Annotated in this window: 24 protein-coding genes, 2 other RNA genes and 1 pseudogene; 2 read left to right on the forward strand and 25 right to left on the reverse strand. The window is 71.8% G+C overall.

Translation table 11 applies throughout. The features are described from left to right. Window positions 1–21: 21 nt before the first annotated feature. Both IH54_RS0106205 and IH54_RS0106210 read right to left on the reverse strand, forming a co-directional pair. Window positions 22–1,119, reverse strand: a complete 1,098-nt coding sequence (locus IH54_RS0106205) for an NUDIX hydrolase (RefSeq protein ID WP_031513609.1) — start codon at window positions 1,117–1,119, stop codon at window positions 22–24. A gap of 23 nt (window positions 1,120–1,142) precedes the next feature. Beyond that, the gene (locus IH54_RS0106210) at window positions 1,143–1,718 is read right to left on the reverse strand and encodes a winged helix-turn-helix transcriptional regulator (protein WP_052397135.1); all 576 of its coding nucleotides are present in this window, start codon (window positions 1,716–1,718) and stop codon (window positions 1,143–1,145) included. Window positions 1,719–1,856: 138 nt separating this feature from the next. Here IH54_RS0106210 and IH54_RS0106215 point away from each other — a divergent pair, with 138 nt between their 5' ends. Continuing rightward, window positions 1,857–3,335 (forward strand): MFS transporter, encoded by a 1,479-nt coding sequence (locus IH54_RS0106215; protein WP_031513613.1) that lies wholly within the window; start codon window positions 1,857–1,859, stop codon window positions 3,333–3,335. Window positions 3,336–3,908: 573 nt separating this feature from the next. Here IH54_RS0106215 and IH54_RS0106220 read toward each other — a convergent pair. Next, window positions 3,909–4,868 (reverse strand): annotated as a pseudogene (locus tag IH54_RS0106220) (ROK family protein); the annotation flags it as partial. A gap of 259 nt (window positions 4,869–5,127) precedes the next feature. Here IH54_RS0106220 and IH54_RS0106225 point away from each other — a divergent pair. Continuing rightward, a complete protein-coding gene (locus tag IH54_RS0106225; protein ID WP_052397136.1) occupies window positions 5,128–6,114 on the forward strand; it encodes a LacI family DNA-binding transcriptional regulator in 987 nt (328 codons plus the stop codon). Window positions 6,115–6,126: 12 nt separating this feature from the next. Here the strand turns inward: IH54_RS0106225 and IH54_RS0106230 are convergent, their stop codons facing one another. The 22 genes from IH54_RS0106230 to IH54_RS0106330 form a co-directional block, all read right to left on the reverse strand. After that, entirely contained in the window at window positions 6,127–7,395 is a 1,269-nt protein-coding gene (locus IH54_RS0106230; protein ID WP_031513616.1) for a DUF6986 family protein, read from the reverse strand. Between the two features lie 158 nt (window positions 7,396–7,553). Continuing rightward, window positions 7,554–8,516, reverse strand: coding sequence for an electron transfer flavoprotein subunit alpha/FixB family protein (locus tag IH54_RS0106235; protein WP_031513617.1), 963 nt, complete (start codon window positions 8,514–8,516; stop codon window positions 7,554–7,556). An 86-nt stretch (window positions 8,517–8,602) separates the two neighbouring features. After that, window positions 8,603–9,388 carry an electron transfer flavoprotein subunit beta/FixA family protein gene (locus IH54_RS0106240; RefSeq protein ID WP_031513618.1) on the reverse strand — a complete coding sequence of 262 codons (786 nt, stop codon included), beginning with the start codon at window positions 9,386–9,388 and terminating at the stop codon, window positions 8,603–8,605. Between the two features lie 244 nt (window positions 9,389–9,632). After that, a complete protein-coding gene (locus IH54_RS0106245; RefSeq protein WP_031513619.1) occupies window positions 9,633–9,959 on the reverse strand; it encodes a thioredoxin family protein in 327 nt (108 codons plus the stop codon). Window positions 9,960–9,985: 26 nt separating this feature from the next. Beyond that, complete coding sequence (locus tag IH54_RS0106250) at window positions 9,986–10,582, reverse strand: transglutaminase-like domain-containing protein (RefSeq protein WP_031513620.1); 597 nt, start codon at window positions 10,580–10,582, stop codon at window positions 9,986–9,988. Between the two features lie 62 nt (window positions 10,583–10,644). Beyond that, entirely contained in the window at window positions 10,645–11,754 is a 1,110-nt protein-coding gene (locus IH54_RS0106255; RefSeq protein ID WP_043179995.1) for a threonine aldolase family protein, read from the reverse strand. Beyond that, complete coding sequence (locus IH54_RS0106260; protein ID WP_031513622.1) at window positions 11,733–12,491, reverse strand: SDR family oxidoreductase; 759 nt, start codon at window positions 12,489–12,491, stop codon at window positions 11,733–11,735. The genes IH54_RS0106255 and IH54_RS0106260 overlap by 22 nt, the downstream gene beginning before the upstream one ends. 23 nt (window positions 12,492–12,514) lie before the next feature. Then, window positions 12,515–14,479 (reverse strand): recombinase family protein, encoded by a 1,965-nt coding sequence (locus IH54_RS41405; protein ID WP_052397137.1) that lies wholly within the window; start codon window positions 14,477–14,479, stop codon window positions 12,515–12,517. A 200-nt stretch (window positions 14,480–14,679) separates the two neighbouring features. Beyond that, window positions 14,680–15,078, reverse strand: a complete 399-nt coding sequence (locus tag IH54_RS0106270; protein ID WP_031513624.1) for a hypothetical protein — start codon at window positions 15,076–15,078, stop codon at window positions 14,680–14,682. Then, complete coding sequence (locus tag IH54_RS0106275) at window positions 15,075–15,260, reverse strand: hypothetical protein (protein ID WP_052397164.1); 186 nt, start codon at window positions 15,258–15,260, stop codon at window positions 15,075–15,077. Before IH54_RS0106275 ends, IH54_RS0106270 begins: the two co-directional genes overlap by 4 nt. Before the next feature lie 41 nt (window positions 15,261–15,301). Further along, window positions 15,302–15,805, reverse strand: coding sequence for a hypothetical protein (locus IH54_RS0106280; RefSeq protein WP_031513628.1), 504 nt, complete (start codon window positions 15,803–15,805; stop codon window positions 15,302–15,304). After that, a complete protein-coding gene (locus tag IH54_RS0106285; RefSeq protein WP_031513630.1) occupies window positions 15,802–16,005 on the reverse strand; it encodes a hypothetical protein in 204 nt (67 codons plus the stop codon). Before IH54_RS0106285 ends, IH54_RS0106280 begins: the two co-directional genes overlap by 4 nt. Then, window positions 16,005–16,241 (reverse strand): hypothetical protein, encoded by a 237-nt coding sequence (locus IH54_RS41410; protein ID WP_159011685.1) that lies wholly within the window; start codon window positions 16,239–16,241, stop codon window positions 16,005–16,007. The genes IH54_RS0106285 and IH54_RS41410 overlap by 1 nt, the downstream gene beginning before the upstream one ends. Beyond that, window positions 16,229–16,293, reverse strand: an RNA gene (locus tag IH54_RS42385) — hammerhead ribozyme type II. Before IH54_RS42385 ends, IH54_RS41410 begins: the two co-directional genes overlap by 13 nt. 12 nt (window positions 16,294–16,305) lie before the next feature. Further along, window positions 16,306–16,716 carry a hypothetical protein gene (locus IH54_RS41415; RefSeq protein ID WP_052397139.1) on the reverse strand — a complete coding sequence of 137 codons (411 nt, stop codon included), beginning with the start codon at window positions 16,714–16,716 and terminating at the stop codon, window positions 16,306–16,308. Further along, on the reverse strand, window positions 16,713–16,928 hold the full coding sequence (locus IH54_RS0106305; RefSeq protein WP_031513634.1) for a hypothetical protein: 216 nt from the start codon (window positions 16,926–16,928) through the stop codon (window positions 16,713–16,715). Before IH54_RS0106305 ends, IH54_RS41415 begins: the two co-directional genes overlap by 4 nt. A 1-nt stretch (window position 16,929) precedes the next feature. Continuing rightward, on the reverse strand, window positions 16,930–17,526 hold the full coding sequence (locus IH54_RS0106310; protein ID WP_031513636.1) for a hypothetical protein: 597 nt from the start codon (window positions 17,524–17,526) through the stop codon (window positions 16,930–16,932). After that, window positions 17,519–17,830 (reverse strand): hypothetical protein, encoded by a 312-nt coding sequence (locus IH54_RS0106315; protein WP_031513638.1) that lies wholly within the window; start codon window positions 17,828–17,830, stop codon window positions 17,519–17,521. The genes IH54_RS0106310 and IH54_RS0106315 overlap by 8 nt, the downstream gene beginning before the upstream one ends. Then, on the reverse strand, window positions 17,830–18,075 hold the full coding sequence (locus tag IH54_RS0106320) for a MarR family transcriptional regulator (protein ID WP_031513640.1): 246 nt from the start codon (window positions 18,073–18,075) through the stop codon (window positions 17,830–17,832). Before IH54_RS0106320 ends, IH54_RS0106315 begins: the two co-directional genes overlap by 1 nt. Before the next feature lie 92 nt (window positions 18,076–18,167). Beyond that, entirely contained in the window at window positions 18,168–18,902 is a 735-nt protein-coding gene (locus tag IH54_RS0106325; RefSeq protein ID WP_031513642.1) for a DUF2786 domain-containing protein, read from the reverse strand. Between the two features lie 17 nt (window positions 18,903–18,919). Continuing rightward, window positions 18,920–18,982: hammerhead ribozyme type II (locus IH54_RS42390), an RNA gene on the reverse strand. Beyond that, complete coding sequence (locus IH54_RS0106330) at window positions 18,982–19,221, reverse strand: hypothetical protein (protein WP_031513644.1); 240 nt, start codon at window positions 19,219–19,221, stop codon at window positions 18,982–18,984. The genes IH54_RS42390 and IH54_RS0106330 overlap by 1 nt, the downstream gene beginning before the upstream one ends. Window position 19,222 lies beyond the last annotated feature (1 nt).

Here is a 19,222-nt window from a genome sequence, read left to right on the forward strand (position 1 = left end):
CGGGGCCGGTGGCCCTCCGGCTCACTGTGCGGGGTGGCCGGCTTCGAGGTTGAGCGGGCGGCCCTGCTCGCGGGCGCGCAGGGCCCAGCGCAGCCGGTCGAGCCGGACGGGCGGCAGCAGGCCCGCGGCCTCGTCCTCGGTGACGAAGCGCCAGTCGCGCAGCTCGGCCGGTGGCAGCAGCAGCCGGCCGATGTCGGCGGTGGGCATGCGCCCGCCGTCGAAGATGAGCCGCAGCCCGCCGTGTCCGGCGGGGTGCGGCGGTTCCCAGTCGACGACGAGGAGTTCCAGGCCGCCGGTCAGCTCGATACCGAGTTCCTCGGCGACCTCGCGGTGCCCCGCGGCGGCCGGCGACTCACCGCGTTCGACGATCCCGCCGGGGAATTCCCAGCCGGACTTGTAGGTGGGGTCGACCAGCAGCACCCGGTCGGCGTCGTCGAAGAGCAGCACTCCGGCGGCGACCGTCTCGGCCCGCGGCTCGGGCGTCTGGACGATCCCGCACGCGCCCTCGCCCCGGGCGAGCGCCTCGGCGATCTGCAGCGCGGTCTGCCGCGGCGTCAGGCCGGCGGTGGACACCACGTGCGCGTCCCGGGTGAGCCAGGGCAGCGCGTCGAGGTAGTCGGGCACGCGCTCCAGCGCCCAGCGGCAGGCCGCCTCGTCCGCCGGTGAGGGGTCCGCCGCGTCCGTGCCGTCCGCGCCGTGCGGGTGGTCCGCGCGGCCCGCGGCGCCGGTAGGGTCGCGGTGTCCGGTACTGGTGGCGATCCGGTGACGCAGGATCGTTTCTCCGGGATCCAGCACGATATGTCTGACCTCGATCCCGCGCGCCGCGAGACGGCCGAAGATCTCATCCCGGTACGCCTGCCTCAGCAGCGCCATCGGCACCACGAGCACCCCGCCGACCTCGGCGAGCAGCCCGGCCGCGGCCTCGGTCACCAGCCGCCGCCAGAGGGTGAGTTCCTGGTAGTCGGTGACCTCCTGGAGCCGCTTCTCGGGCAGCAGTTGCCGCAGGCAGCCCGCGAGGACGTCGGGGTCGTACAGGGTGCTTTCCGGTATGAGGTCGAGCAGCTCGCGCGCAGCAGCGCTCTTGCCCGCGCCGAACGCCCCGTTCACCCAGATGATCACGGTGCCCCCTTCTCCGTTGACCCCTACGAATTGCCCGGATCATCGGCACCGGCAAACGCGTCCTCCCCGGCAGCCCCGCGCAGCGGCCGCAGCAGCCGGTGCGGCGCGGCGATCGCCGCGGTCACCGGGTCGGAGCGGACGGGCCGGCCGGGCAGCACGCGGGTGCGCATCTCGACGCCGGCCGGGGGCACCTGCGCCAGCGCGCAGTGCGGGCACCCGCCCGTCATGTCGAGCCGGGTCCCGCACTCCGCGTGGTGGAAGGTCCGGGTCGGCTCGCCTTCCACCGCGTACTCCCCGCCCCAGCGGAGCAGGCCGTGCAGCGGCGGCCACAGGCCGAGTCCGGCGTCGGTCAGCACGTAGTCGTAACGCGGCGGGGACTGCTGGTAGGCCTCCTTGCGCAGGACGCCGGCCTCGGTGAGCGCGGCGAGCCGCGTGGTGAGCACGGCCCGCGGGATGTCCAGATGGGCCAGGAAGTCGCCGAAGCGGCGGACCCCGTAGAAGGCGTCGCGCAGGATCAGCAGGCTCCAGCGCTCGCCGACCACCTCCAGGGCGCGGGCGAGCGAGCAGTCCTGCCGGGCGTAGTCCGTACCGAGTGCCATGGGCCCAGCGTACCGGCAGGTTCGGTGAACAGACCGACATGCTAGGCTGCCGCCACCCAGTGAGTTCAATGAACAGACTCACCTGACTCCACCTTGCCCGCGCCCCGACGGGCCGGCCGCACCCCGCGGAGGGAACCCATGAACGCCCAGGCCGCACACGACGATCCGGCCCCGGCCGCCGCACCGCCCGGCCCCCGCAACCACGGACCGGCACCCGCGCCCGTGTCCCCGACGGCCCCCGCGTCCCCGGCGCCCGGCGCGGGCGTCACCCTGCTCACCGTCGGCCTCGGCACCCTGGTCACGCTGATGGCCTTCACCGCCCCCACCGCCACGCTCGCCGTCACCGCGCGGGGACTGCACTCCGGCCCCGTCGCCCAGACCTGGATGCTGACCGGCACCCCGGTCGGCCTCGCGGCCCTGCTGCTCACCATGGGCAGCACGGCGGACGCCCGCGGGCGCCGCCGCACCTTCGCCGCGGGCAGCGTCCTGCTGCTGCTCGCCACCGTGCTCGCCGCCGCCGCACCCGGCACCGCCCTCTTCCTGACCGGCCGCGTCCTCCAGGGCGCGGCCAGTGCGGCCGTCCTCGCCGCGGGCCTCGGCCTGATCGCCGAGACCCACCCGGCCGGCCACCACCGGGTGCGGGCCCTCGGCGTCTGGGGGTCGACCGTCGGCGCCGGCATCGCCCTCGGTCCGCTCTGCGCGGCGCTGCTGGCCGACGCCTGGGACTGGCGGGCGATCTACTGGGGCCTGGCCCTGCTGACCGTGCCCGTTGTCGTGCTGACCGCCGCCGTGCCCGAATCCCGCGCCGCCCGCCCCCGGCGGCTCGACCTGGCGGGCGCGGTCACCCTCAGCGCGGGCATCGGAGCGCTGGTCGCCGGGTTCGGCGAGAGCCGCGGCGGCTGGCTGCGGCCCGCCGTCCTGGTCCTGGTCGCGGCAGCCGTCGCCGTGCTCGCCGCCTTCGCCGCGATCGAGCGCCGGGTCGCCGAGCCGATGCTCGATCCCGCGCTGTGGCGCAGCCCCGTCTTCCTCGCCTCCGGCGCCGGGGCGCTGACCACGGGCCTGGCCGTCGTGGGGCTGTTCAGCTACCTGCCGACCGTGGTGCAGGGTGTGCTCGGCACCAGCGCGGTCGCCACCAGCCTGCTGCTCGTCGTCTGGTCCGGGCTGTCCGCCGTCTCGGCGCTGCTGGCCCGGCGGCTCGCCGTGCACATGGGCGCCGCAACGCAAGCCGCGCTGGGCCTGGTGACATCCGCTGCCGGACAGGCGGGCCTCTACGGCCTGCACACCGGCGGCTCGTACGCCCGGCTCTTCCCGGGCCTCGTCGTCGCGGGCGCCGGCAGCGGCATCCTGAACGCCGCACTGGCCCGGCTCGCCGTCGCGAGCGTCCCCGCCGACCGCAGCGCCATGGGCTCGGGCGCCAACAACACCGCCCGCTACGTCGGTTCCGCGCTCGGCGTCGCGCTGACCGTCTCCGTCGTGACGGCCGCGCACGGCAGCTCCCCCGCCGCCGCCCTCGCCGCGGGCGCCGACCACGCCTTCCTCCTCAGCGCCGCCGTGTGCCTGGCCGGCGCGGCGGCCGTCCTGCTGCTGGCCCGCCGCGCGGACCGCACCGCGGCCTGAGCCCGGCGCCGTGCCGCCCGCACGGGTCCGGCTTGACAGGGCCGCCCCACCCCGCTCGGCGACGGGGAGGGGCGACGGACGGGAGCGACCGGCCGCCCGGCGAGACCGGCGTGAGCACCGACTGCACGGCCAGGGCCTTGGACTCGCGCACCTCCCGGGGGACAGCCCCAGCCGTGCGTGCGGCACCGCCGGGGGGCGCCCCCAGATCCGAAGGACCCCGGGGGGCGTCACGAACCGGGCCGTCACCAACACCTCGGACGCCGGGTGCGACTGCCCCCGGCAGTTCCCCCACCGTTCTGCTGCACCGCTGGGGGCCCGGGGCCGAAGAACCCCGGGGAAGGTCCGTCCCCGACCGGGCCGTCACCAACACCTCGGACGCCACGTGCGACTGATCCGGCAGCCCCGGCAACTCGTGCCGCACCGCTGAAGGGCACCCCGCGACCGACGGGCTCCGGCTCCGGAAGCGGTCCTCCCGGACCCGGCCACCACCAACACACCCGCACACCACGTGCGACTGATCCGGCAGCCCCGGCAACTCGTGCCGCACCGCTGAAGGGCACCCCGCGACCGACGGGCTCCGGCTCCGGAAGCGAGCCCCTGGGCCGCTGCGGCGGCCGCGCCGACCAGGCCCGCGTCGGTGCCCAGCTTGGCCGGGACGACGTCGACGCCCGCGGCGAAGGACAGCGTCGCGTAGCGCGCGAGGTGCTCGCGCAGCGGGTCGAAGAGCACCGGGCCGGCACCGGCCACCCCGCCGCCGATGACGGCGACATGGATCTCCACCAGCGTCGCGGTCGCGGCGATGCCGGCCGCGAGCGCCTGCGCGGCGCGGTCGAAGGACGCCAGCGCGAGCGGGTCGCCGGCCCGCGCGGACTCGGCGACGGCCGCGGCCGTCGGCGCGGCGCCCGCGGGCGGCGTCCAGCCGGACTCCACCGCGCGGCGGGCGATGTTGGGGCCGCTGGCCAGCCGTTCGACGCAGCCGCGCGAGCCGCACGGGCACGCGTCGCCGTCGAGGTCGACGCTGATGTGCCCGATGTGCCCGGCGTTGCCGGTCGGCCCGGGCAGCAGCGTGCCGCCGAGCACCAGCCCGCCGCCGACGCCGGTGGACACCACCATGCACAGCGCGTTGTCGTAGCCGCGCGCCGCGCCCTGCCAGTGCTCGGCGGCGGTCATCGCCACGCCGTCGCCTGCCAGCACCACCGGCAGCCCGCCGGCAGCCCCGGCGACCCGCGGGGCGAGCGGGAAGTCCCGCCAGCCGGGCACGTTGACCGGGCTGACGGTGCCGTGCACGGCGTCCACCGGGCCCGCGCTGCCTATCCCGACGGCGACGGCCGCGTCCCACTGCGGCGCCGCGCGCAGCTCGCCGACCACCTCGGCGACGGCCCGCATGACCGTCTCGCCGTCGCCCCCGGGGGGCGTCGGCCGCAGCGACCGCGTGACCAGGCGGCCGTCGGTGTCGACGAGCGCCCCGGCGATTTTCGTACCGCCGATGTCCAGTGCGGCCACGAGTGGACCGGTCACGCCGTGCAGGTGCATCGCTTCGGGGTCTCCTTCGGTGTGGTGCGGTGTCGCACGAGGTCTCGTGCGAGGTCTCGCGCCCGATGGCGCCGGAGTCGTGCGGGTACGGTGCGGGGCGGCGGGTCCGGTACGACGGATCGTGCCGGACCGACGGCCAGGGTTCCGCGACGGCGGCCCCGGGGGTAGTCTCGCCTGATCGTGACAACGTTGTCCATCTCTTGCCGCAGGGAATACTACGACCGTGACCCATACTGCTGGACGAGTCCCCCGGCCCACCATGAAGGACGTCGCCGCTCGCGCGGGCGTCGGCCTCAAGACGGTGTCCCGGGTGGTGAACGAGGAACCGGGCGTCACGCCCGACACCATGGCCCGCGTCCAGGCCGCCATCGACGCCCTCGGCTTCCGGCGCAACGACAGCGCGCGGCTGCTCCGCACCCGCCGCACGGCCAGCGTGGGCCTGGTCCTCGAAGACCTCGCGGACCCCTTCTACGCTGCCCTCAGCCGGGCCGTGGAGGACGTGGCGAGCGCGCACGGGGCGCTGCTGTTCACCGGGTCGAGCACCGAGAACCCGCGCCGCGAGCAGGAGCTGGTGCTCGCCTTCTGCGCCCGCCGGGTCGACGGCCTGGTCGTGGTGCCGGCCGGTGACGACCACCGCTACCTGAGCCCGGAGATCGACGCGGGTGTGGCCACCGTGTTCGTGGACCGGCCCGCCGGCCGCATCGACGCCGACGTCGTCCTCACCGACAACGCGGGCGGCACCCGCACCGGCGTCGCCCACCTCATAGCGCACGGCCACCGCAGGATCGGCTTCATCGGCGACCAGCCCGGCATCCACACCGCCGCCCAACGGCTGCGCGGCTACCGCGAGGCGATGGCCGACGCCGGGCTGACCGTCCGCCCCGAGTGGTACGCGATGGGCCCCACCACGCCCGACCGCGTGCAGGCGGCGCTGGCGGTGATGCTGTCCGGTCCCGAGCCGGTCACGGCGCTCTTCGCGGGCAACAACCGGGTCACCGTGAGCGCGGTCCGCGTGCTGTCCGGCCGCCCCGAGCGCATCGCCCTGGTCGGCTTCGACGACTTCGAGCTGGCCGACCTTCTCGATCCGCCGGTCACGGTCGTGGCCCAGGACGCCCCGGGCCTGGGGCGGACCGCCGCGCAGCTGCTCTTCCGGCGGCTGGACGGCGCGGTGGAGGGGACCAGCCGCGTCGAGCTGCCCGCCCGGCTCGTCCCGCGGGGCTCCGGCGAGATCCCGCCGTCCTCCTGACCGGACGGCGGCTCAGCGCCCCGCCAGGGCGTCGAGCTCGCCGCGGGTCAGCCCGGTGCGGGAGGCCACCTCGGCCGGGTCGAGGGCGCCGCAGTCCAGGCCGCGCAGCAGGTGGCCGCACAGCGCGCGGGCCGTCGCCGGCTCGTCCAGCACCGCGCTGCCCCCGGCGCGCTTTCCGGCGTAGGCCGCGAGCCGCGCCGCGGCGGCGTCCAGGTCCTCCCGGCAGAAGGCGTAGACGGCGGCGTAGCGGGTGGGCAGATGCGCCGGGTGCATGTCCCAGCCCTGGTGGTAGGCGCGGGCCAGCGAGCGCCGCACCAGCCCGTAGTGCAGCCGCCATGCGGTGTGCACGTCCTGCGTGGAGCCGACCGGCAGGACGTTGGTGGAGCCGTCCGAGAGCCGTACGCCGGTGCCTGCGGCGGCGACCTGCATGACGGCCTTGGCGTGGTCGGCGGCGGGGTGGTCGGGGGCCTGGTGGGAGGGGCCGACACCGCATGCGGCGCTGTAGTCGAAGGTGCCGTAGTGCAGCGCGGTGAGACGGCCGGCCGCGGCGCCGATGAGCCGGGAGACCGTCGCGGTGCCGTCCGGGCCCAGTACGGCCTGGGTGGTCTCGATCTGGACCTCGAAACGGATCCGGCCCTCCGGCAGCCCCGCGGCCCGCTCGAACTGCCCGCACAGCTCGGCCATCGCGGCCACCTGCGCGGGGAATGTCACCTTGGGCAGCGTGACCACCAGCCCGTCCGGCAGCCCTCCCGCGTCGAGCAGCGCGGTCAGGAAGACGTCCAGGGTGCGGATGCCGCGCTCACGTACGGCGGCCTCCAGGCACTTCATCCGGATCCCGGCCCACGGCGGCGCCCCCTGGCGCCCGGCCATTTCCGCGACGGTACGGGCGGCGGCGCGGGCGGCGGCGTCCTCCTCGGCGTCGGGCCGCGGGCCGTAGCCGTCCTCGAAGTCGATGCGCAGGTCCTCCACGGGCTCCCGGCGCAGCTTGGCGCGGACCCGGTCGTGCACCTCGGCGGCGAGCCCGGCGGGCAGCGCGAGCAGCTCGCCGAACGCGGCGGCGTCCGGGGCGTGCGCGTCCAGCGCGGCCAGCGCCCGGTCGCCCCACTCCCGCGGGGTGCCGGGGCCCGCGGTGTCGGCGGGCACGTAGACGGTGTGCACGGGCTGCCGGGTGCCCGGGTCGCCGGGGTAGCGGCGGGCGAGTTCGGCGTCGGTGGCCGCGAGCGAGGCGCCGACGCGGGCCACGTCCGCGCCGGTGAGCGTCCTTCGGTCCGAGCCCGTCACAGGCCCCACCTTCCCCGTACCGGCCGACGTCCGTGTCCGTGAATCGACGGAGCGACGCTAACCCGGGCGTACGGCCAGGTCAACACCGTCCGGGCAACGCCGCGGCCCCCGTGCGCGCGGGGCGTACGGGGGCCTGCGGGCAGCAGCCCGGGGGCGGTTCAGCCCTTGCGGGCCTTGATCTCCGCGGTGAGCTGCGGGACGACCTGGAAGAGGTCGCCGACCACGCCGTAGTCGACGAGGTCGAAGATCGGGGCCTCGGCGTCCTTGTTGACGGCGACGATCGTCTTGGACGTCTGCATGCCGGCCCGGTGCTGGATGGCGCCGGAGATGCCGTTGGCGACGTAGAGCTGCGGCGAGACCGACTTGCCGGTCTGGCCGACCTGGTTGCTGTGCGGGTACCAGCCGGCGTCCACCGCGGCGCGCGAGGCGCCGACGGCCGCGCCGAGGGAGTCGGCCAGCTCCTCGATGAGGGAGAAGTTCTCGGCGCCGTTGACTCCGCGGCCGCCGGAGACCACGATCGCGGCCTCGGTCAGCTCCGGCCGCCCGGTGGACTGGCGCGGGGTGCGGGAGACGACCTTGGTGCCGGTGGCCAGCTCGCCGAAGACGACCTCCAGCGGCTCGACGGCGCCGGCCGCGGGAGCGGCCTCGACGGGCGCGGAGTTGGGCTTGACGGTGATGACCGGGACGCCGCGGGTGACGCGCGAGCGGGTCGTGAAGGCGGCGGCGAAGACCGACTGGGTCGCGACCGGGCCCTCGTCGCCCGCCGTCACGTCGACGGCGTCGGTGATGATGCCCGAGCCGAGCCGCAGCGCGAGCCGCGCGGCGATCTCCTTGCCCTCGGCGGAGGACGGGACGAGGACGGCGACCGGGGAGACGGCAGCGGCGGCGGCCTGCAGGGCGTCCACCTTGGGCACGACGAGGTAGTCGGTGAATTCCGGGGCGTCTGCGGTGAGCACCTTGACGGCGCCGTGCTCGGCGAGCACCGGGGCGGCGGTGTCGGCACCGGCGCCGAGGTGGACGGCGACCGGGTCGCCGATCCGGCGGGCCAGGGTGAGCAGTTCGAGGGTGGGCTTGCGGACGGCGCCGTCCACGTGGTCGACGAGGACGAGGACTTCAGCCATGGGTGCGTTCTCCTGCGGAAGAAGGGGAGTCGGGGGCGGGAGCGGGCGGACGGGCCCGGGCGCGGCGCGCCGGGCGGGGCCGTCCGTCAGATGAACTTCTGCTCCGCGAGGTAGGCGGCGAGCTGCTTGCCGCCCTCGCCCTCGTCCTTGACGATCGTGCCCGCGGTGCGCGCCGGGCGCTGGGTGGCGTCCTGCACCGCGGTCCAGGCACCGCCGAGGCCGACATCGGCCGCGTCGATGCCCAGGTCCGACAGGTCCAGGGACTCCACCGGCTTCTTCTTGGCGGCCATGATGCCCTTGAAGGACGGGTAGCGGGCCTCGCCGGACTGGTCGGTCACCGACACCAGTGCGGGCAGCGACGCCTCCAACTGCTCGCTCGCCGCGTCCCCGTCCCGCCGCCCGGTCACCTTGCCGCCGGACACCGCGACCTCGGACAGCAGCGTGACCTGCGGGATACCGAGCCGCTCGGCGAGCAGCGCGGGCACCACGCCGGCGGTGCCGTCGGTGGAGGCCATGCCCGTCACGACCAGGTCGTAGCCGATGTGCTCCACAGCCTTGGCCAGCACCAGCGAGGTGCCGATGGCGTCCGTGCCGTGCAGCTCGTCGTCCTCGACGTGGACGGCCTTGTCGGCGCCCATCGACAGCGCCTTGCGCAGCGCGTCCCTGGCGTCCTCGGGGCCCACCGTCAGTACGGTGATCTCCGCGTCGTCCGCGGCGTCCGCGATCTGCAGCGCCTGCTCGACCGCGTACTCGTCCAGCTCCGACAGCAGTCCGTCGACCGCCTCGCGGTCGGTGGTCAGGTCATCGGCGAAGTGGCGGTCGCCGGTGGCGTCGGGCACGTACTTCACAGCGACTACGATCCTCAAGCTCACGCCTGCTCTCCTACTGCTTCGTCCTGCACGTCTTCGTCAACTGCCCCGGCAGCGCCCTGGAAGTGCCCCGGAACTGGCAGCATAGGCGCCAGTGGCATCGGCTCCCCGCCGCGTACTGCACGCGTCGCGTCGAGTCCCCTGCGGTTATATTACTCGCCAGTACACAGACCGCGCCGCCCCTTCGCAAGGTCCTCGACTGTGACCTGCCCGACGTCCGCGGCACCGGCCCGCCGAGGACGGCCGCTCAGACCGCGGCTGCGAGCGCCGCGATCACGTCGGCTCTGCGCGGCTGCCCGACCGCGCGGCGCACCACCGCGCCGCCGGCATCCAGCACCAGCACGGTCGGGGTCTTCTCGATCCGCAGCCGCCGGACCAGGCCGAGGTGCGCCTCGGCGTCGATCTCCACGTGCCGCACCCCCTCGATCATCCCGGACACCTCGGCCAGCACGCGCCGGGTCGCCCGGCAGGGCGCGCAGAACGCGCTGGAGAACTGCACCAGGGTGGCCCGCTCCCCCAGCGGCCCGCCGAGCTCGGCGGCGGCCAGCCGCTCGGTCTCGTCCGCGGCACCCATACGCGTCCTCCTCGGGGCATTGCCGTTCAGGGCAGTTCGGTCGGCAGCACGATCCGCGCGCTGCTCGGCGCCGCCCGCAGGCAGTCCACCACCTGCGACGGCGGCGCCGCGTACACCGTCGGATAGTCGCACTCCCCCAGCTCCGGGCGGACAGGGAAGGCGAGCCGCTCCACGTCGAGGGAGAAAGCGGCGTCCACACCGGGTTTGTTCCCGCGTGCGTCCACCCTGCTCCAGCGGTCCGCCCCCGGCAGCCGCAGGGCGACCAGGCCGTGGACGACGGGGTCGGACCCGTCGTCCTCGGTCAACCGCTGGTAGCACAGGCCCGCCGGGATGCCGCGGGCCCGCAGCAGGGCGGCGAGGGCGTGGGACTTGGCGTAGCAGATGCCGTTGCGCTGGGCCAGCACGTCGGACGCCCGCCAGGTGACGCGCGGGTCCCCCGAGTCGAAGGAGTGCGGGATCATGTCGCGCACGTATTCGTACGCCGTGTGCGCATACTCATGCAGATTGTCGGCGTCCTCGGCGAGGAGCGCGGCCGTCTCGACCACCACCGGGTCGTGGTGGTCGAGGACGTCGTCAGCCACGAGGAAGGCGGAAAGGTCGGCGGTCTCCGGGATCGGTTCCATGGGCAGACCCTAGGGAGCCGCCGTCCGCAGATCAATCAATTTACCAGTTGTCGTATATCTATTCAGACGTGCGCGACTTCCTCCGCGATGGCCGCGGCGAAGGCGTCCACGTCCGCCTCCGTGGTGTCGAAAGCGCACATCCAGCGCACCTCGCCCGTGGACTCGTCCCAGAAGTAGAAGCGGAAGCGCTTCTGCAGCCGCTCGGCGACCTCGCGCGGCAGCACCGCGAAGACGGCGTTGGACTGCACGGACCGGGTCACCCGGACGCCCTCGATGCCGCGCACGGCCGCCTCCAGCCGGCGGGCCATCGCGTTGGCGTGCCCGGCGCTGCGCAGCCACAGGTCGCCGGCCAGCAATGCCTCGAACTGCACCGACACGAAGCGCATCTTGGACGCCAGCTGCATCGACAGCTTGCGCAGATACCGCAGCCCGCGCACCCGCTGCGGGTCCAGCACGACGACGCACTCGCCGAGCAGCAGCCCGTTCTTGGTGCCGCCGAAGGACAGGATGTCGACGCCCGCCTCGGTGGTGAAACGGGCGAGGGGCACCCCGAGCGTCGCGGCGGCGTTGGCGAGCCGCGCGCCGTCCATGTGCACCGCGAGGCCCAGTTGGTGGGCGTGGTCGCAGATCGCCGCGACCTCCTGCGGGGTGTAGCAGGTGCCCAGCTCGGTGGTCTGGGCGATCGACACGACCTGCGGCTGCGCGCGGTGCTCGTCGTCGAAGCCGTACGCCTGCCGGTCGATCAGCTCGGGAGTGAGCTTGCCGTCCGGGGTGGGGACGGTGAGCAGCTTCAGGCCGCCCACGCGCTCGGGCGCGCCGCACTCGTCCACGTGGATGTGCGCGCTCTCGGCACACACCACCGCGCCCCAGCGCTCGGTCACCGCCTGCAGGCCCGTCACGTTGGCGCCCGTGCCGTTGAAGACCGGGAAGACCTCGGCGGTCGGGCCGAAGTGCCGCCGGAAGACCTCCTGGAGCGCGGCGGTGTACGCGTCCTCGCCGTAGGCGACCTGGTGGCCGCCGTTGGCGAGCGCGAGGGCGGCGAGCACCTCGGGGTGAACGCCGGCGTAGTTGTCGCTGGCGAAGCCGCGGACGGCCGGGTCGTGCCGGCGTACGGCGTCGGTACGGTCGGCCGGGGTGCCGGCCGGGTCGGTCACGGTTGGGGCGTCAGCCACTGGCGGGTCCCGTTCACTTCTGCTGCGTTGCGGTTCCACTGGGTCGCGATCGCCTCGGCGAGGTCGGTCACGTCGGTGAAGCCGGGGAAGGTCGACTGCGGGCGCTCGGCCCGCAGGCCGTCGTGCACCAGCGCCTTGATCACCAGGACGGTGGCCGCCGCGGTGGGGCCGCCGTCGCCGCCGAGCCGGCGGAAGGAGTCGCCGAGCGCGAGCGTCCAGGCCTCCGCGGCGGCCTTCGCGGCGGCGTAGGCCGCGTTGCCCGCGGTCGGGCGGCTCGCGCCCGCGGCGCTGATCAGCACGTAGCGGCCGCCGGGGCTGCGCATGAGCCCGTCGTGGAAGCCCAGCGAGGTGTTCTGAACGGTGCGGACGAGCAGCTGGTGCAGCACGTCCCAGTCGGCCAGCTCGGTCTCCGGGAAGGACGCCGAGCCGCGCCAGCCGCCCACCAGGTGCACCAGGCCGTCGACCCTGCCGTGGTCCTTCTCGATCCGGGCCGCCCAGTCCTGGGTGGCCTCCAGGTCGAGCAGGTCGACGATCTCACCGGTGATGTCGGCGCCGCCGGCGTCGTAGCGGGCCGCGTCGACGGCCTCGGCCAGCCGCTCGGGGTCGTGGTCCACCGCGACGACGTGGCCGCCCGCGCGGGCGAGCCGCTGCAGCACCGCGCGGCCTGCCGGCCCGCCGGCGCCCGCCACGGCGATCACGGCTCCGTCGAGACCGCCGGAATACGTGTCGGTCGTCATCTCCGCCTCCTCGGCCGCACCGGTCACGCGGCACTCCCTACCAGGCCGGCACCGGTGATCCCCTTGGTGGAAGTAGTAGGCCCACCTGCGCCAGGTTTCACAAGACCCTCCGGTGAATCGTCGATCACGCCGCAAATCTTCATGGGGGGCAGAGTGTAGCCATCCGGCGCAAGGACCCCCTCATACTGCCCCAGGGCCTCCAGGGCGAGGGCGTACAGGCCGCCATCGAACCACCGACGAGCGATGCGGTAGAAGTAGGCCCAGCCCTTCCCACCCATGCGCTCGTCGCGGTTGTAGTCGTGCCACGACTTCTCATGGCGCAGCTTCTCCAGCAGCATTTCAAAGCACGCGCGATCCTCTGGCTTCGGCTTCGAGCCTCCTTCCAGGATGCTCTTGATCCGCTGCCATTGCTCATCAGAGACACCGACTGGAATCTTGATCTTGTTACTGCGGTGCCATTCGATCATCGGGTCCTTACTTCCGCCCGATCGCGCAATGGTGTTGTCGCCGACAATCTCCACTCGCACCCGCAGAAGCTCCAGGATGCGCTTCTTGTCTGCCGGATTCAAGGTCGTCACGTTGGCCTTGACCTGGTCAATCGTCTTCCGCATGGCGTCGGCCCGCTGCTTTTTGCTGTCGACCTCTTCCAGCCACTCGGCAATGCGATCCTGCTCCTCGCGCAGCTTCTGCTCCTTGGCGGCGATCTCCCCCTTCAGCTCGTCGATCAGCTTCATGTCCATCTCGTCGTCCTCGTCGAGAGAGGCCGCGAGCATGGCGATCTTCTTCCGTCGAGCGTTGCGCAGAGTGTTCAGCGCGGCATCGATCTCCTTCGAGCGCGCACGGTAAGACTCGGCTCGCTCGGGAACGCTTCCGAGCCACTTGTCGACCATGCCCATGATGGCCTCGGGGTCGCTTATGAGCTTCGAGACCTCGTCCCACACCAGCTCTTCGACCTCCTCGCCAGGGATCGGCTTGCAGTCGTGCCCCTCGGCCGCGGTTGCGGGGTTGGAGCACCGGTACGAGAGGTCGTCCGTGTCGTGCCGGTGCACCCCGTGGCGACCGTGGCCACACACGCTGAAGAGGTGGCCCGACAGGAGGTGACTGCCGTAGTTCGTCCGAGGAGCCCCCTTCATGTCGTCCAGGACGGCCTCCAGCGCCTTGCGCCGCTCCTCGGATTCGAAAAGGGGGGGCAGCTCCAGGCGGTAGCTCGTCATGATCTCCTCGCCGTCCTCGTTCACGCCGGAGAAGCTGAAGTCGACGTACCCTCGGACGGCCAGTCGCAGGCGGAGGACCAGGTTGTCTCCCGTCCACTGCTTGCCGGTGCGAGTGAAGCGCTTGAGCTCGTTCAGAGCGTTGGCGGCTTCCCCGCGGCTCATCTTGCCGTCAACCAGGAACTCAGTCGCCTTGAAGATGTTCTTCTGCTCCGCAGGGTTGATAACCGGCTCGCCGTCTTCGTCAAGCATGTAGCCGTAGGGCGGCGTACCGCTGGCCCAGCCGCCTCCGGAGACCTTCTTGATCCGGCCACCCATCGTGCGCTCCAGGATCAGGGCGTGCTCGACCTCAGCCATGTATGCGAGGAGGGAGAGCTGGATGCCGAACATCTGGTCTTCGGAGTCGATCCGGCCGTCAGCAGTCGCGACGCGCACGCCGTGGTCGGTGGCGTCGTAGACCCAGCGATGGATGTTGCGCATAGTTCGCCCGATGCGGTCCAGCTTGGCGAACACAACTACGTCGATCAGACCCGCCGCGATGTCTTCGGTCAGCCGATCCAGCTCGTCTCGGTGTGCAAGTTTGCCAGAGACGCCTCCATCGCAGTACACGTCCACGATGGTGTGGGGCGTATGGCGTAGCTGGTACGTGACCCACGCTCGGCTCCGCTCCTCTTGAACGTCTAGGCCGTAGCCGTCGAGCTGCTTGGCAGTGGAAACGCGCAGGTAGATAGCTACGCGGAGCGTCTTGCGTTTCCGCGGCAGAGTCTTGGTTCGCATGATTCCCCCACGTGGCTGGGCGCGCGAACGCGCGAAGCCCCCCGCGCCTGTCGGCCGGGGGGCGCGTTCACGCCGTGTGTAACTGTAGCTGGATTAGTGCAACTTGACCACCGGGCCAAGGAGGATCCGCGCGAGGCGTTCCCGCTCTGCCGGCGTCCATGTCGTCTTCCGCCACTCGACGGTCACCGCGGGCCTGTCGCTCACGGTGCCACCCAGCCGTTGTTGCTGGTCGCCCGGCGGTGCGGCTGGCCGTAGTGATCCACGGGGTCACCGCAGATGAAGCACGGACCGTTCTTCATGAACTCGGCCTCTATGCGCGCGCGGTCGAGCTCGTTCACGTGGTAGACCGCGGTGCCGTACTTGGCCTCCAGCAAGTTGAACTCCACGCGGAGGCGGTCAGCCTCCCGACTCAGTCCGAGGCCGGTGTGGAAGATCCGCTTCGGGCGCCGGCCACGCAGCCGGCCGAAGGCGGCCACACCATGCAGGGTGTAGACGTTCTCGCGGTTGAACTCGGGGTAGCGGCGCGCCTGGTGGAACCCGTAGACGATCAGGATGTCCTCGGGCGTGATCGGGTCGAGCGACTGGAACTCCTGCGTCACTTGCACACTGCCCGGTTTTCGAACGACGCCCGCGACTCGGACGTCAGGTGGAACCCGCCGAAGTCGCAGGCGTGCACCCGGTGCTCGATCTTCAGACCCCGCCTGCTGCCGGCGGCGTCACCGCGCCTGCTCCGCTTGGCCTGCGCCCGCCCGAGCGCCTTCTCGGCGTTGCGCGAGCTCATGAAGTCCCGCTTCCCGCACTTGCACGTCTTCCAGTCGCACGTCACAGCTCTTGGATTCCCTTCGCTCCGCCCGTCCTGCGGGTCGTCTTCTTCTTCGTCTTCAGGCTCGGGTCGTCCTTCGTGAACTTGTCACACTTACACGACAGGATGTGGCACTTGCCGCGGGACGACCCGTCGATTGCGTGGTTGTTCGGGCTGTGCCCGCACTCGGGGTTCCAGCAGTAGCCGGGCCAGCCCTCCGCCTTGCCATCGGCGTTGGCCAGGATGATCCCCGACGAGGTGAGCGGCACGACCCGGCCGGTCCCTCCGATGTGCACCTTCTTGGCAAAGGCTTCCGCCTCGGCCGCGGCTCCGAAGGGGCCGATGTTCAGGCCCTTCGTGCCATCAGCCCAGGTGTGGACCAGGACGACGAGGTCGCGCATCTGGAGCATGTCGCCGATCTCCTTGATCAGCGCCTTCGCCATCTGCTCGGGACCCTCGAAGGTCTCGTCATCCATGATGTCGACGACCCTCTTGATCTCGTGCGTCCTAGGGGTGATCCTCACGGACGCTCGCCCTCGGGAACGTCCTCGACGTCGACCACCTCGCACCAGGACTCGACGTACTCGGCGACTTCCTGCTCGACCAGCTCGCTGGCCTCCGCCTCGTCCTTGCCCTCCGGGTCGAAGTCGTCGTCGACCTCGAAGTAGGCGGTCCTCTCGGTGTTGATGTAGGGGCCGCTCACGCTGACCTTCAGGTACTTCATCAGCCGACCACCAGGTCCGCGGCGCGGGCCGAGCGAGCGATGCGGATCTGCTCGCGGGCGTGCTCGATGTCGTTACGGAAGTGGTCGACGATCTCCTGCTTCGCCTCGGTGAGCGTCAGCGGGGTCGCATACTCGGAGGCGAACTTGATGGGGAGGATCTTGGGAAACGCTGCGTCGCTCCAGTCGACGAAGAACTTCTCGCGGGCCACTGTGTGCTCCTCTCGTCCGGCTGCCATCGTCAGGAGGTGGGCGCCACCCCACCCCGACCCCCTTACGGGGGTTTCGGCGACACTTACACATTCACTCCGCGAGCGGCTTCACGAAGCGGGGGTCGACGTACTGGATGCCCCCCTGCGCCTCGACCTTGACGTCACCCTCCCCGTCGCGTGGACCGACCAGCGTGCCCTTCACCTCGCCCGTGAAGAGCACGGCACCACCGGAGGCGGTCTCGGCCTCCGCGCTCACGATCACACGGTCTCCGAGCTTCAGCCGGGCGCCGAGCGCTGCCTCCAGCTCGCTCACCAGGCTCCCGAGGTCGCCGTGCGAGTCCTCCCACTCGTCGATGCGGGCCTCGTCGTACGCCTCTTGCGACACGCCCTCCTTCAGGTCGCCGCCGTCGTTCAGGAAGTCGCAGATGCGCTCCTCGCGCTTGTCGTACGCCTTGCGGTACCGGGCGATGATCTCCAGGGCGGTCTCGGGCTTCGTGTTCACTGTTCGGTCCCCTCTCCGTTGATGACCCGCACTCCGTAGCGACGGGTGTTGACGTAGGTGTAGACGTTCCATGTCGTGCCGACCGGCTTGTCCAAGTCGACCCAGTCCCCCAGGAGCTTGATCACCCAGCTCCCGCGCTTGTCCAGGATCTCGACCGCCGTTCCGTCCGGCAGTTCGTCGAGCTCTCGGATCGTCGTGATGATGTTGTCCAACTTACACACTGGGGCCTGCGTGTGCAAGTGGCGCGATCAGGTTGGCGACGCCGGCCAGCCGCTTGTGCAGGTCGGCTATCGAGCCGTCGTTCACCAGGATGTGATCGAAGTCGTAGTCGTCGAGTGCGACCTCCGACCCGTACACCCGGCCGTACTTGTCCTTGGCCGGGCCGATGCCGGGCCGGGTCACCCGGATCACGAGGCCGCCGCGGTCGCGCACCGCTCCGGCCTCGTTCGGAAAGCGCACGTCGGTCACCACCAGGGCCGACGTGTCGTCGTGCTGGCGGAACAGGGCGTCCACCCAGACGCTCTCGCCGAACAGCCTTCGGCCGGCGTCCGTGCCGACACGATGCAGCAGGGCCCGCACCTCGGGGTAGTGGTCCTTGGCGTACTCCCAGCCGACATCCCGTATCAGGACGCTCAGCCGGATGTTCCCCGTACCGTACGGACCCGGGATCACGGGGTCGACGGCGAGCAGAACCTCGCGCAGCTTGTCGGCGAAGGCCGCCGGCCTCCAACCACGGGTGATGAGGACGTTCGCCGATTCGTTCTTGCCGGAGCGGGCGTATCCGCTCAGGCCGATGATCAGGTCACTCATCCTCGAACTCCTGGGGGTACTCGGGGAAGGTCAGATCGACTGCGTTCTGACGGGCCTCCTCGAAGCCGGCCAGCCACTCCCCCCGAAGGGTGAAGCCTTCCGGCACCTCCGGCTCCAGGCCGCGCAGCTCCTCGGCCGCGTCGCGGTAGGCCGCGCGTACCAGGTCGTCGAGCTCGTGCTTGGCCTCGTCGTACTCGTCGCCGTACTTGCCGACGAGCATGTTGGCCATCTGCACCTCGACGGTCGGCGCCCAGCGCGATCCCTGGCCCGGTACGTACTCCCAACCTTCTCGCTCGCGCGCCATCAGGCACCCGCCGCGATCTGCCAGACCTTCGCCATGCCGCCCCGCCCGGACGGCCGGCGGTCGCCTCGCCACTCGACGAGGCCCTTGGCCATGAGGGTGTTGCGGGCGGCGTTGATGCTCGACAGCAGGATGTGCAGCTTGCTCGACAGCTCGAAGTCGGTCATGCCGTCCGGTGCGTAGAGGATGGCCTCCAGGACCCTGTCGGCGTGCGTGTCCATCGGTCGGTTGGCGAGGGCTCGGCTCATCGGTCAGGTCTCCTTGGTCTGCGGCTTGGCTCGTCAGCGCGTGGGCAGCCATCCCACGCGGACCCCCGAAGGGGTTTCACCTTGCGGTCAAATCAGCGGGCAAGACTCTTGTGCCGTCCGCCGATCCGGGTCTGCCCGAGGTCCGCCCGGTGTCCGGCCTCCTTGCCTTCGCCGAAGCCCGAGCCGGTGATCTTGCGGGGCCCCGCCTTGCGCACCTTCGGGTGCAGGCGCTCGTACTCGGCGACCACCATCTGCTTCCGGTCGGACAGCACCAGCTCGGCACTGCGGCCCGCAGTGGTCGGTGTCGTCTCCTCGGCCGCCAGGTGCTCGGCCTGAACCAAGCGGCTGAAGACGGCGTTGCGGAAGCCGGCGTGCCACGCCTTGCGGTAGGCGGTGGTGGACTCTCCCCACTGCGGGCGCCCGCGGTTGACGCCGTTGAAAGCCTGGAGGACGAGAGAGTTGAAGAGCATGTCGATCCGGTCCAGCGTCGACTCGAAGGCGACGATCTTGACCAGCCGGTACCGTCGTCGGGTCGACGAGTCCTGGAGGGCCCAGTACACGGTCTGGCCGCCGAGCGCCTTTGCGATGTGGGTCAGGAGGTCTGCTCGGTCGACGACGTACGTCCCCTTGATCCGATACGAGCGCTCCACGATCTTGTCGGACTTGGGGTCCGCCTCTGCGAGCATCGCCCGCTCGATCCCGTACTTCGCCATGAGCTCGGCGGCCTTGGCGAAGTAGGCCAGCGCCTCGTCGGGATGGGCGCCCGGATCCTCCGCCTTCGCCAGGAGGGCGCGGATCTGCTTCAACTTCGGGTTCTCATTGGACATCTCTGCTCCACTTGCGCGATGGGTTGGCTCATCAGGACCGGAGATCCACTTCGGCCGACCCCCTGCCGGGGGTTTCGCCTCACTTACACACGTGGCCGTTCGACGGAGGCCAGACCTTGAACCAGCCCGTCGCGATGGCTCGACCGTCGCGGTCGACGAACACGGACCGGCGCCCACCGTTGGGGAGATCTGTGCTCACGCACGCGGCGGTACGGAGCTTGGTCTGCCGAATGTGGTTGTCGTCGATGTAGTAGATGCCGAGTCCGATCGGTTGGCCGTCGTCCTTCGAGTTGTGCGTCAACACTCGGGTGAACGCCATG

This window comes from Streptomyces sp. NRRL F-5123, assembly GCF_000721495.1.
Taxonomy (GTDB): Bacteria; Actinomycetota; Actinomycetes; order Streptomycetales; family Streptomycetaceae; genus Actinacidiphila.